Below are 12,605 nucleotides of genomic sequence, written 5' to 3' on the forward strand. Positions count from 1 at the left end.
GAGCGGTCGGTCAGGTTTCCCAGGGAAATCGACGGTGCTCCGCGTAGGCCGTCAGACTTCTGCGGACGTCGGGGAGGGCCATCAGGCGCGTCAGTTCGCCGATGGCGGCCGCGCGGGTCCGCTCGCCCAGCGGCCACAGCTCGCCCGCGTACCGCTTCATGGAGCCGAGGGTGGATGTGCTCAGCCGGGCCGTGCGGAAGGCCAGGCGCCGCACTGAGTCGTGCAGGCTGTCGGTGAGGTCGTCGACGAGTCCGCAGAGGGCGGCGTCCGCGGCCGGGAGGGGCCAGGTGGTGAGCGCCATGGCGTACGCCTTCTGGAAGCCCACCCTGCGGATCAGGAACGGCAGGACGCAGCAGGGCAGCAGCCCCCACAGCGCCTCGGGCAGCGCGAAGGTGCTGCGCGGGGTGGCGAGGGTGAGGTCGGCGGCGGCGGTCAGGCCGACGCCGCCGCCCGCCACCTTGCCGTCCACCGCGGCCGCGACGATCAGCGGCGCCCGCGTGAAGCGGGTCAGCAGGTCGTAGAAGGCGCCCCCGGCCTCGGTGTCCGCGGTGGGCGCGCCGGCGGCGGCGTCCAGGTTCATTCCGGTGCTGAAGACCCCCGGCGCCGAGGTGAGCAGCAGGACGCGGCAGCGCGGGTCCGCCTCGGCGGTGTCGAGCGCGGCGTGCAGCCGCTGGAGCAGCCGGTCATCGATCGCGTGGTCGTCGTCCGGCGCGTCGAGGGAGCAGCGGTGGACCGTGCCGGACGGATCCGCCGCTCCGGTGCCGGAGTCCTGCCCCGCGTGCTCGGGGCGTCGCCCGGTCACGTCCATCGGTACTCCCGGTGGTAGTCACGGACGCGGTCGAGTACCAGCAGCCCGTGGCCGGCGAAGTGGCTCGCGTAGAGGGAGGTTTCGCGGTGCGGTGCGAGATCGGTGTCCCGGCTACCGAAGGCGGCGGCGTCGCGGTCCGCGCTGAGCGTGTCGTACTCCTGCGGTGTCAGGGCGCGCCGATCCTCGATGGCGGCGGCGAGCGAGCCGTTCACGCCGACGTGGCGGTGGGCTTCCGGTGCGAGGACGCCGCTGAAGAACTCCGAGGCGCACCCCGATCCGTAGGAGAAGAGCCCGATACGGCGGGCGCTGTGTGAGGGCTCCGCTTCGAGGAGGGAGCACAGGGCGAGGTAGAGGGAGGCGGAGAACAGGTTGCCGACCTGGGAGGCGTAGCGCACGGAGGGGGCGACCCTGGTGGCGTAGTCGGCCTCGATGGCGGGTGCGGGCAGGTGTTCCCGCTTGCGCAGGAGCGAGCGGTGGGCGCCCTTCACCATTCCGGCGAAAGGGGTGTGCAGGACGAGGTGGTCGAAGGTGGCGCGCAGGTCGGCGCCGGGGACACGGGCCTGGTAGGCGGCCCAGCTCTGGTCCAGGCAGTCGAGGTAGGCGAGCAGGGACAGGTCGGCGTCGACCACGTCCTCGTGCAGGCTCGGGCGGGCGGTGTCCATCACCTCGTAGGTGTGGAAACCGCTGGCCCCCGGGTCCAGAGTGAGGACGCGGGGGTCCGAGCCGATGAGCAGAGCGACGGCTCCGGTGCCCTCCGAGGGTTCCCAGTAGGTGCCCCGGCCCGCCGCGCTGGGGGCGTCGGTGGCGATGACGAGAGCGCGGGCGTCCGGCGCGGGGCTGTCGCGCAGGATGCCGAGGGCGCTGCGCAGCGCGGCGGTTCCGCCGTAGCAGGCGTGTTTCACCTCGAAGGAACGGCAGCGGCGCGACAGGCCGAGGTGGTGGTGCACGTAGGTGCTGAGCGGTTTGCCGAAGTCCAGGCCGGATTCGGTGGCCACGACGACGAGTTCGATGGTGGCGGCCAGGTCGGGGCCGAGCCGGTCGATCAGCGGGCGGGCGGCGTTGACGGCGTTGCTGACGGCGTCCTCGCAGGGCAGGGCGACCGACTTCTGTTCCATTCCGAGGTTGCCGAACCGGGACAGGTCGAGGCCCCGGTGCAGGAACAGGTCGCGGACGCCCACCCGCGCCCTGCCGAGGTAGGCGTTGACCGCTTCGATTCCGAGTGCCATGTCCGGCCCGTCAGCTCTCCTTGGAGGGCGGCTGCGGGAGCAGCAGGGTGTCGTGGATGCTGTCCTGCACGAAGACGCGGTCCCAGGTCCCCCCGCCCTTGGACGCGTGGACGCGCTGTTTGTCGTAGACGAGGCGCTGGGTCTCGGCGCTGCGGTCGAGTTCCGCGAGCCGCTGGTAGTCGGACAGGTCGCGCAGGTGGATGAGGGAGTAGATCCGGTCCTGGTGGCCGAAGGTCTCCTCGTAGAGCAGGACGGTCGCCGTACCGGCCAGTTCGCGGTTCACGTGTTCCTGCCAGTCGAAGGCGAAGAGCCGTCCTTCCTCCCTGAACTCGTACTTGACGTGTGCCGTGCGCAGGATGATCGCGCCGGCGTTGGCGGAGTTGAGCTGGATGTCGAACGGCTGAGCGGTCTGGTGGCGGGCCGAGGGGACGAAATTGTCGGCCTCGCCGGGCTCGTCGGCTTCGTCGTGTGCGTGGGAGAGGCCGTGTTGTGGGACGAGGATGCGCTCGCGCATGCTGCCGTCGGCGAAGATCCGTTCCCAGTTGCCGTGGCCCTTCTCGGGCAGCCGGTCCACGACGGAGATGCCCTGGAACTCCTCGTCGTGGTCGACCATGTGCAGGAGCTTCTGGTACTCGTTGGGCGAGCGCATGTGGATCAGCCAGTGCAGCCGGTCGCGGACGCCGAAGACCTCCTCGTAGCAGAAGGTGGTGGCGACGTCGGCCTGATTGCTGTTGAGGTAGCGCAGGAGGTCGACGCTGAAGCCCCGGCCTTCGGTGGCGTAGCCGTAGTTGAGCTGCCCGGTACGGTAAATGATCATGCCGGCATTGCCGGAGTGGAGCAGCCGTTCCGGTTCCAGGGTGGTCTGGTCCTGGGCGCGATGCGGAGGGGTGGTGGGCGCCGCGGGCTGCTCTGCGGTGGTGGTCATGGGGTGATCCTCTCGATGTGGACGGGGTGGGGCACGGGGACGGTCGCACCGAATCTGCGGATGTCTGCGCGCAGGGCGGCGAAAAGTTCCCCGGGTGTTCCCTTGAGGTAGAAGTGGTCGCCGCGGAAGACGCGCAGGGAGAAGCCGTGCGCGGTGCTCTCCCGCCAGCCGGCCAGCTCCTCCGGGGCGGCCTCCGGGTCCGCGGCGCCGACGAACGCCGAGACGGGGCACGGCAGCGCCGCCCCCGGCAACGGGCGGTAGGTCTCGTTGAGTTCGAAGTCGGCGCGGAGGGTCGGCAGGAAGAGCCGCAACAGTCCCGGCTCCCGCAGGATGTTCTGCGGGGTGCCGCCCAGCCGCGCCACCGCGGCCACGAACTCGTCCTCCGCCAGGAGGTGCAACGGCGGGCGACGGGCCGGCAGGTGGGGCGCGCGACGGCCCGAGACGATGAGTCCCAGGGGGGTGCCCAGGCCGGCGGCGTGCAGGGCCCGCGCAGTCTCGTAGGCGAGGACCGAGCCCATGCTGTGGCCGAAGAGGGCGAAGGGCCGGTCGAGGTGCTCCGGCAGCACCTCGCACATGCGGTCGATGACGTCCTCGACGCGAGTGAGGGGGCGCTCCTTGATCCTGGTCTCGCGGCCGGGCAGTACGACGGGGCACAGTTCGATGTCCGGCAGCAGAGCCGCGCGCCAGGGCGCGAAGAAGCTTCTGCCGCCACCCGCGTGCGCGAAGCAGAACATCCGCACGGGCGCGCCGGTCTCCTCGGGGGGCCGCTGCACCCAGGCGCCCGGCACGTGGGTCACCGGCTCTCGGAGGTGACCGTGCCGACCCGGTCGACCACGGCGGTGACGAGGTTGTCGACGGAGGCGGTGTCCTTGAGTTCGCTTCCGTTGAGGGACAGTCCGAAGCGCTGGTTGACCTCCGCGATGACGCGGACGAAGAGCAGGGAGGTCGCTCCGAGGTCGAACAGGTCCCGGTCGGCCGGGAGTGGCCCCGTGCCCAGGGCGGCCTCGACCATGTCCGTCACGGTCCTGCGGGTGTCGGCGGCGGCCGTGTCCTCGGCCGGCCGGGAAGGTGGTGCGCCGACAGCGGCGCGGTCGGATTTGCCCTGAGGGGTGAGCGGCAGGCGGTCGACGAACCGGTACCGGGCGGGCCGCAGATGGGCGGGCAGGTGCGCGGCGGCGTGGTCGCGCAGCCACAGGTCGGCTCCGGCCTCGTTCCCGGTCTGCTCGCGGGCGCTGTCGGCGAGCCGTACGGCGGCGACCAACCGGCTGTCCCCGTCCGCGAGTTGCTCCGTGCCCACCAGCGCCTCGGCGACGTCGGGGTGCAGGGCGAGTGCGGTCTCGATCTCGTACGGCTCGATGCGGTAGCCGCGTACCTTGATCTGGGCGTCGATACGGCCCAGGTAGGTGAGGGAGCCGTCGTCAGTCCGTACGGCGAGGTCGCCCGAGCGGTAGGCCCGCGCGTCGCCCTCTCCGGTGAACCGTTCGGTGTCGAGCTCCGGCCGGTTGAGGTATCCGCGGGCCACGCCCGTGCCGAGGACGTACACCTCGCCCGGGGTGCCGTCCGGGACCTCGGCGCCCGAGGCGTCGCGCAGGCTGATCCGCATTCCGGGCAGTGGGGTGCCGATCGGACTCGCGTCGGGCCGTCGCAGGTCCACGGCGGACAGTTTGTGCCGGGTGACGTGCACGGTGGTCTCGGTGATCCCGTACATGTTGACCAGCGCGGGGCCGCTCTGCTCGTGCCGCTCCAGCCAGGTGGAGAGCAAGCCGACGTCCAGCCGTTCACCGCCGAGGCAGATCAACCGCAGGCGGGAGTCGGAGGGCAGGGCGCCCGCCTCATCGGTCAGGAGCTGGCGGAAGGCCGAGGGGGTCTGGGAGAGGACCGTGACCTGTTCCTCGACGAGCAACCGCAGCAGCTCCCGCGGTGCGCGCATCGCGGCTCGGGGTACGACGACGAGACGGCCGCCGTGGAGCAGTGCCCCCCAGATCTCCCAGACGGAGAAGTCGAAGCTGGCGCTGTGGAACAGAGTCCAGGTGTCCTGCTCCACGAAGCCGAACTCCGCGGCGGCGTCGAAGAGCGCGGTCACGTTGCGGTGCTCGACCAGGACCCCCTTGGGGACGCCGGTGGAGCCCGACGTGTAGATGACGTAGGCGAGGTCGTGGGGGGTCGGCGCCCTCCCCGTCCGGGGCCCGTCGGTTTCGCGGGGGCGCGGCAGCGGATCTCCGACGTGGACGGTATCCACACCGCTGCCGGCGAGCCGCCGCGCTCCCTGCGCGTCGGCGACGACGGTCTTGGTCCCGCTGTCGGAGAGGAGGAAGGCGACCCGCTCGTCCGGGTAGGCGGGGTCGATGGGCACGTAACAGCCCCCCGCCTTGAGGATTCCGAGCATTCCGACGATCAGGGCGGTGCCCGGTGCGCAGGCCAGGCCCACCAGGGTGCCGGGCCCGACGTCCGCGGCCCGCAGCGCGTCCGCCACGTCTTGCGCGCCCGCGTCCAGCTCCCCGTAGGTGAGCCGCCCCTCCGGGGCGGTGACGGCGATCCTGTCCGGGGTCAGGCGCGCATGGTTCTCGACTATCTCGTGCAGACACTTGTCAGCGAACACGTCACTCTCCCGGTTCGGTACGCGAGGGGCGCCTTGGCGAGACGACCCTAGGAAGAGGCGGGCGGCCAAACCACTCACGATTGAGCGCTCCGCGAGGCGATCGGAGTCTGTTCGTCCTCGACGCGGCGCAGTGCGTCGCGAAGATGGTCGGCGGTGGCCGTCATCAACCGGTCGGCCACGGCGTCCACATGGCGGTGACGCCAGTCCTCCAGGTCGGTGCCGCGCACCCAGGCGTTGAAGGCGCCCATCGCGGGGCCGCAGTGGATCTGGTAGTTGGCGCGGCCATCGGGGTCGCCGCGCAGGGCCAGTGCGGTGGAGTGGCGGAAGTACCAGCGCAGGACGAGCGCCATTCTGCGCCGGGGGTCGCGCAGGGCTGCTTCCAGGTCGGCGGGTCGGTGCCGGGCGAGGTGATCACGGGTCTCAGCCCACACCTTTTCGAAACTCCGTCCGCCGAAACAGTCCTCCTCCACGGCCCTGCGGGTCGCCGCGTCGATCTCCTCGAGCGCCCCGTACCGACGGTAGGCCTGGTAGATCCGTCCCGCGCGGGCTGCGAACAGGGTTGCCTTGCGCACGACTTGGACCCGGGCCCCCGCTTCGAAGAGGTCGCCCGCCGGGGCCAGGGCGGTGTCCTGGATCCCGACGGTCGCCAGGAGGTCCTTCACCTCGTCGGAGGTGCCTGCCTCGGGCGTGCACTGGTTGATGGAACCGCTGATCACGAAGTCGGCACCGAGGACGAACACCGCCGCGAGCGCCTCGGGGCTGCCGAGGCCACCGGCAGCCCCGACGCGGGGCACCGGTGAGCCGGGGTGTTCCCCGGCTACCGTGTCGCGCAGGCGCCGCATCGTGGGCAGCAGGGTGAGGGCCACGCCCCCGTCGGTGTGTCCGCCGGAGTCCGACTCCACGCAGATGTCCTCACTGACGGGGAGGCGGGCCGCCACCGACGCCTCCTGCCGGGTCAGCCTGCCGTCGGCGACGAGCGCGTCGAGCAGCGCACCCGGCGGCGGACGCAGGAAGGCCTCGGCCACCTCGGGGCGGGAGACCTTGGCGAGCACCCGGTTGACGGCGACGGGTGCGCCGGACCTGTCGCGGTGCGCGCCGGCGAACCGGTAGTGCACGAGGGGGGCGGTGAGCCGCGTGTAGGCGGCGGCCTCCACATGGCGCACGCCCCGGCCCAGGTAGAGGTCGACGACGGCCCGCTCCAGTGCGGGATCCCCGGGGGTGGCCAGCAGGTTCATGCCGTATCTTCCCTCGGGTCCCAGGGCGCGGGTGATGTGCTCGATCGCCTCTTCTATGCGCTCGGGCCGCAGACCACCCGCCCCGAAGAAGCCCATGAGACCGGCTCTGCCCATGCGGACGACGAGGTCGACGGAGGCGATGGCGTGGTACATCGAACCCGTCAGGTAGGCGTACCGGACGCCGTACGCCTCGCGGAAGGCGGCGCTGCCCAGCCGTTGCGGACCCGGGCCCGCCGGCGGCTCGGAGCGGGTGGGCACCACGGCGGCGGGGTGTCGGGCAAGGAGGCTCGGTCCCGGGGTGCCCGGGCCGGTCGGGAGCGGCGTCCTGTCGCAGGACACCGCTCGCAGCGTGGAGCGCCAGAGTCCCGTGAGGGTGGTGCCGGGTCCGACCTCGACGATGTCCCTGACGCCGCTGTCGATCAGATGGCGCATGCCGCGCTCCCAACGCACGGGGGAACGCATCTGCTGGGCGAGGAGCGGCGCGACCTCGCCGTCGGCGGGATAGGGGCGGCCTGTCACGTTCGAGAGAACGGGGATGCGCGGCGGGCGGAACGCGACCTGGGCGAGTTCGGCGGCGAACTCCCGCGCGGCCGTTTCCATGTGCCGTGAGTGGAACGCCGCGGCGACCCGCAGCGGTACGCACCGGAAGCCGTGTTTCCTGAGGATTCCGGCCGCCCGTGACAGTTCGGCGGTGGGTCCGGCCAGCACCACTTGGTCGGCGGCATTGAGGTTGGCCGTGTCGAGCTCCGTGCACCCCTCGGCCGCCAGGACCGCGCCCGCGGTGTCCGCGCGGGGGCCCAGTACGGCCAGCATGCCGCCGCCCGACGCCCGCGCCATGATCTCCCCGCGCCGCCGTACGAGCCGCAGCCCCGTGTCGAAGTCGAAGCAGCCCGCCGCGAAGAGCGCCGCGTACTCGCCGAGGCTGTGGCCCGCGAGGAACTCGGGCCTCTGCCCGCCCGCGGCCCGGCGCAGGTGTGCCAGGGCTTCGACGACGAAGAGGGCGGGCTGCGCGAATTGCGTATCCGCCAGGCGCTCCTGGGGGTCCTCACGGCACAGTTCGGCGATCGAGTAGCCCAGGATGTCGTCGGCACGACCCCTCAGATCCGGGCGCTCGTCGAACAGTTCAGCCCCCATGCCACGGTGCTGGGAGCCCTGACCAGGAAAGAGCCAGGCGGCCATCGGGATCCTCTCGACAGGCGCACCTCTGGGCGTGCCCCCGGGCGAGAAGGCGTCCGAGGATGCGCGGCGCCACCTGTGCGGCCAGTTTGGACGCGCAGGTGGCGCGGGAAGCGGACCGCGCGCGGCCGAGCGCCGGGCGCGGTGGGGCGACTGCGGTCAAGGTGGCACTTACACCTATAACGGGGTGGTCGTCCGTCGGGGGAGGACGCATGGTCGGGGGCGGCGGGGGGCCACGGGCCCGACCCCTCTCAGACCCCCAGGTCCACACTGAGGTACTGCATGAGGTTGCTCTCGTCCACCACGAGGTAGGCCCCGGACTCGCGCCGTATGAGCCCGGCCTCGCTGAACCGTTTGAGGAATAAGCCAACGCGGGAGCGGGTCGTCCCGACCATTCCCGAGAGCTCCTCCTGAGTGATCCTTTCCTCGATGCAAATCCCTCGCGGCTGTCTCGTGCCGAACTTGTTGGCGAGTGTCAGGAGGGTCGCGGCGAGCCGGCGCTCGCTGTCCATGGTCACGAGATTAGTGATGACCTGCTGTTGTTCGGCCAGCCGCACGGTGAGCAGTTTCAACAAAGCCTCCAGCAGATCATCGTGCGCCAGCGCGGCCCGGAAGCGTGCCACCGGAATGCGCCGGAGCACGAGCGGCGTCATGGCGGCCGCCGTCTCCTCACGGGTATTTGTCAACAGGGCCAGTTCACCGAAGACATCACCGGTTGAGTAGATGGACAGAAGACATTTCTTCCCGCCCAGTGAGTTGGTGACAGTCTTCACCCGACCGCTCTCCACGAGATATAGGTCGGCGCCCGTGTCCCCACAGTTGTAGACGTGAGCGTTTCGACGCACCGTGCACTGGGAGGTGGGCCAGGCTTCTTCTTTTACGATTCTTTGCAGAATCTGTGAGAGGCGATCGGAGTTCGACGGCGAGCCTTCCATATGCACACCCCTCCGACGGTTCAGTTGGAGACGAACCGGTGGCCGCGCGTCGTCCGGTCGACCAGTCTGTTATGTGAGTATTTTTCTTCTCCCGAGACGAGGACGCTGCCGTGGCGCTCCAGACTCACGCGCCCGCCGTACTCCTCTATCTCCTCGGTGTCGGGATAGACCCGCACCGAGGTGGGTACGTATCGCGCCGCAAAACCCATGCGGGCCTCGGGGACATTGCCGGCGTGCGGAAGTGAAGCGTGCATCAGCGTGGACCAGAACATCACCGCCTCGCCGGGTCGCATGACCATGGAGACGGCCTGAGACTCGTCCGGCGTCCAGTCGGGGTCCTTCTGCAGCTGCCGGTAGTCGTAGCCGAAGAATCCACGACGGACCCCGTCCTTCTCCTTGCGGTTGATCGAGGAGGGGTCGTAGTGCATGCGCTTGGTCTCGTCGTAGAACATCGACTGGTGGGTGCCGGGAATGAACTGGAGACACCCCGTCTCCTCGTTCGCTTCCGTGAAGGCGGTCCATACGGTGATGGTGCCGCCGAACTCCTCGGCACCATCGGGCCAGAGGATCTGCGGAGTGCCGGAGGCGTTGGCGAAGGTGTCCGCCTGATGCCAGTCGGTCCCCTCGTCGCCCGGATACTTGGGGAAGAACTCCGTCCGCCAACACAGCACGTCGGGGCCGAGGACGCTGGTCACCCGGTCCGTGATCCGCCGTTGCGTGATGTGGTCGGCCAGGTAAGCGGAGTCGAGGTGTCTGTCGTAGTTGGCGATGTTCGTGTTGCCCGACTCCGCGGCTTCCGAGCGGTACACGGCGTACTCACGGTCCATCAGGCGCAGACGCTCGCCGCGCCACGCCCTGCGCATCTCGTCGACCTCGTAAACCTTGAATGGGCCGTAATACCCGCGGGCATGGAAGCCGGACAGCTCATCGGGCGTGAGTGCAAAGTCACGGATGCCGGATGTGAGTTCCATGTCAATTCTCCTGGATGGTCATTCCAGCGGAAACGGTCACGCCGAGTACCCCATGGGGATACGCGGCATGGAAGGGCGCCTTAGCCGTTAACCCGCTCATCGCGAGACGCCGCGCTGTTGACATCCCGGCCCCCTTTCCCTAAGGCGTCAACCTACGTGCAGCAGGCTAGTGGCTGAGATGCGACGGCAACTGCTCAGATTTGAGCAGAGATTGGAAGGATGCTGCTGGAAACAGATGCCGTGCGGACAGTAGTGATCATGCTCAGAGAGCTGCCCCTACGCTGCCCGCTGGCAAACCCGTCGCTGTACGCGGTATGGGGAACTTTTACTTCTGCGCGGAGCAATACCTCACTCTGCGCGACGTATACCGCGGCCCGCGTCCAGGTACTGCTCACTCTGAGGCAGACGACATCCCCTTCGCCCGTCACTCTGCGTCCATGACGAGCCAACTCACTCCCTTCCCGGACGACTGGACCACCGCACTCTGCGTGGTCGCCCACCCCGACGACATCGAGTTCGGGGGCTCCGGCGCGATCGCCACCTGGACGGCCGCGGGCAAGTCGGTGGGGTATCTCCTGCTGACGCGAGGCGAGGCGGGCATCGACGGGCTGGCGCCCGAGGAGTGCGCGAAGGTCCGTGAGGCCGAACAGCGCGCCGGCGCCGAGGCGGTCGGTGTCACCGCGGTCGAGTTTCTGGACCATCCCGACGGCACCCTCACCTACGGAACCCGGCTGCGCCGTGACATTGCCGCCGCGATCCGGCGGGCCAGGCCTCAGCTGGTCGTGGGATACAACCACCGGGACACCACATCCACGGCCAAATGGAACACCGCCGACCACCGCGCCGCCGGACGCGCCCTCCTCGATGCCGTCGGCGACGCCGGAAACCGCTGGATCTTCCCCGACGTGGACGAGGAGCCCTGGGCGGGGGTGCGCTACGTGGCCATGATGGCGTCGCCCGAACCGACCCACGCGATCGACGTGAGCGACGGCGTGGAGTCCGCGGTCGCCTCGATGGAGGCACACCGGACGTACCTCTCCGGGCTGGGCTTCACCGGAGACGTACGTGCCCCGGTGACTGGCCAGTACGCCCAGACGGGAGAGCGGTTCGGAGGCGTGCCCGCCGTCGCCTTCGAGCTGGTCAATCGCTGAGGGACGCGGCTCGCCAGGGCGGCTGTGCTGCCGTCCGGCTCAGCAACGGCGCAGGACGAGCGCGGTGTTGAAGCCGCCGAAACCGAAGCTCGTGGTCATCGCGTGCTCGAGCCGGGCGGTCTCCGCCGTCCGCCCGGCATAGCGGAGAGCCCCGTCCACCGGCCGCCGCAGCGCCGGATTGGGATGCACGAACCCCGCCCGCAGTTGAACGACCGTGGCCACCGCCTCCAGCACCCCCGCCGCGCTCAGACAGTGACCCACCAGGGCCTTCGTCGAGTTCAGCCAGGGGCGCCCCGCCGACTCGCCCAACACCTGCCGCAGAGCCGCGAGTTCCGCGTCGTCGCCCGCGGGGGTGCCGGTGGCGTGTGCGTTCACGTAGTCCAGGGCCCCGGCCTCCAGCCCGGCCCTGCTCAGGGCCGCGTTCATGGTGCGCGCCTCCCCCGCGACGCTCGGATCGCTGAGGCTGTTGGCGTCCAGCCGCTGCGCGTACCCGGTCAGCCGCGCGAGCCCGCCGACGCCCCTCGCCCGTGCCGAGCCGGCGCTCTCCAGGACGAGACACGCCGCCCCCTCCCCGGGTACGAACCCCCGGCGATCGACGTCGAAGGGACGGCACACCCAGCCGTCCGCCCCATCCGCCGCCGGTACGGCCAGGGCGCCCAGGGTGGCGAGCCCCTGCCACTCCAGCGGACCGAGCCTGCCGAGAGCGCCCACGGCCAGGGCCACGTCGGCCGCGCCGCACTCGATGAGGCGGGCGGCCTGGACGACGGCCGCCCCGCCGCTCGCCGACGACGCCCCCACGACACACCCCTCCCCCGTCACGCCGAGCACCTGACTGAGGGTGGCGACATGGTCGGTGTCCTGGACGTGCAGGGCGTAGCGGGCCGCGAGGTGGGCCGACCGCCGGTCGTACACGGAGTGCTGCTCGAAGACGTAGCGGGACGAGAGGTTGGTTCCCCCGACGACGAGCGCGATCCTGTCGCCGGGCACCGGGGCGGTGTGGAGACCCGCGTCCAGCCAGGCTTCGAGGGCGGTCAGCAGCGCGCTGCGCACCGGCTGCGGTGACCGCCTCGCGGCCCGGGACGCCGAGCGGCGCAGAACCGCCGGCACCCCGGGCAACGCCGCGAGTTCGGTGTCGAGGTCGAAGTCGTCGAGGGGGGCCAATGTGTGCGAGCCGGGGTCGAGTGCGTCGCCGTCGACAGTGCGGATGCCGCAGGTCCCCGCGCGCAGCGCCGCGGTGAAGCTCGGCACGTCACGGGCGGTGGAACAGCGCGCGCCGAGGCCGGTGACCAGCACGGGCCGGGTCATCAGCCGTATTTCCGCAACAGTTCGACCAGCGAAGCGATGTTCCGCACGGCGTGGAACTCGGTCACCGGCACGGTGATGTCGAGCCGTTCCATGGCCAGGGTGGTGATCTCGGTACGGTCGATGCTGTTGGCCCCCAGGTCACTGAGTGAACCGTCGAGCGTCACCGCCGCGGGGTCAAGTTCGGGCAGCACCTCCAGCGTGCTGCTGCGGACGGCTTCGAAGGCCGTGGTCTCGTCCAAGGGATGCCTTCTCTCTCTTCTCGGTTCGGCCGGTG

11 protein-coding genes are annotated in these 12,605 nt (G+C 70.5%); 1 reads left to right on the plus strand and 10 read right to left on the minus strand.

Annotation, left to right across the window (positions count from 1 at the left end; translation table 11 throughout):
- Positions 1-10: 10 nt before the first annotated feature.
- From QF027_RS07870 to QF027_RS07905, 8 genes are all read right to left on the minus strand, one after another.
- A complete protein-coding gene (locus QF027_RS07870) occupies positions 11-808 on the minus strand; it encodes an enoyl-CoA hydratase-related protein (protein WP_306984817.1) in 798 nt (265 codons plus the stop codon).
- Positions 799-2,034, minus strand: coding sequence for a hydroxymethylglutaryl-CoA synthase family protein (locus tag QF027_RS07875; RefSeq protein ID WP_306984814.1), 1,236 nt, complete (start codon positions 2,032-2,034; stop codon positions 799-801). Before QF027_RS07875 ends, QF027_RS07870 begins: the two co-directional genes overlap by 10 nt.
- A 10-nt stretch (positions 2,035-2,044) precedes the next feature.
- Entirely contained in the window at positions 2,045-2,959 is a 915-nt protein-coding gene (locus tag QF027_RS07880) for a DUF6039 family protein (protein WP_306984812.1), read from the minus strand.
- Complete coding sequence (locus tag QF027_RS07885) at positions 2,956-3,756, minus strand: thioesterase II family protein (RefSeq protein WP_307073641.1); 801 nt, start codon at positions 3,754-3,756, stop codon at positions 2,956-2,958. The genes QF027_RS07880 and QF027_RS07885 overlap by 4 nt, the downstream gene beginning before the upstream one ends.
- Positions 3,753-5,558: an amino acid adenylation domain-containing protein gene (locus QF027_RS07890; RefSeq protein ID WP_306984808.1), complete on the minus strand. Its 1,806-nt coding sequence runs from the start codon at positions 5,556-5,558 to the stop codon at positions 3,753-3,755. The genes QF027_RS07885 and QF027_RS07890 overlap by 4 nt, the downstream gene beginning before the upstream one ends.
- Positions 5,559-5,632: 74 nt before the next feature.
- A complete protein-coding gene (gene fabD / locus QF027_RS07895) occupies positions 5,633-7,972 on the minus strand; it encodes an ACP S-malonyltransferase (protein ID WP_307073643.1) in 2,340 nt (779 codons plus the stop codon).
- Between the two features lie 248 nt (positions 7,973-8,220).
- Complete coding sequence (locus QF027_RS07900) at positions 8,221-8,904, minus strand: Crp/Fnr family transcriptional regulator (RefSeq protein ID WP_306984805.1); 684 nt, start codon at positions 8,902-8,904, stop codon at positions 8,221-8,223.
- A 20-nt stretch (positions 8,905-8,924) separates the two neighbouring features.
- Positions 8,925-9,875, minus strand: a complete 951-nt coding sequence (locus QF027_RS07905) for a chlorinating enzyme (RefSeq protein WP_306984803.1) — start codon at positions 9,873-9,875, stop codon at positions 8,925-8,927.
- A 437-nt stretch (positions 9,876-10,312) separates the two neighbouring features.
- On the opposite strand from QF027_RS07905, the gene QF027_RS07910 reads away from it, so the two are divergent.
- Positions 10,313-11,026, plus strand: coding sequence for a PIG-L deacetylase family protein (locus QF027_RS07910; protein WP_306984801.1), 714 nt, complete (start codon positions 10,313-10,315; stop codon positions 11,024-11,026).
- A 39-nt stretch (positions 11,027-11,065) separates the two neighbouring features.
- Here the strand turns inward: QF027_RS07910 and QF027_RS07915 are convergent, their stop codons facing one another.
- Positions 11,066-12,331: a beta-ketoacyl synthase N-terminal-like domain-containing protein gene (locus QF027_RS07915; RefSeq protein ID WP_307073645.1), complete on the minus strand. Its 1,266-nt coding sequence runs from the start codon at positions 12,329-12,331 to the stop codon at positions 11,066-11,068.
- On the minus strand, positions 12,331-12,570 hold the full coding sequence (locus tag QF027_RS07920) for a phosphopantetheine-binding protein (protein ID WP_307073647.1): 240 nt from the start codon (positions 12,568-12,570) through the stop codon (positions 12,331-12,333). The genes QF027_RS07915 and QF027_RS07920 overlap by 1 nt, the downstream gene beginning before the upstream one ends.
- Between the last annotated feature and the right edge of the window lie 35 nt (positions 12,571-12,605).

The organism is Streptomyces canus (assembly GCF_030816965.1).
Taxonomy (GTDB): domain Bacteria; phylum Actinomycetota; class Actinomycetes; order Streptomycetales; family Streptomycetaceae; genus Streptomyces; species Streptomyces canus_E.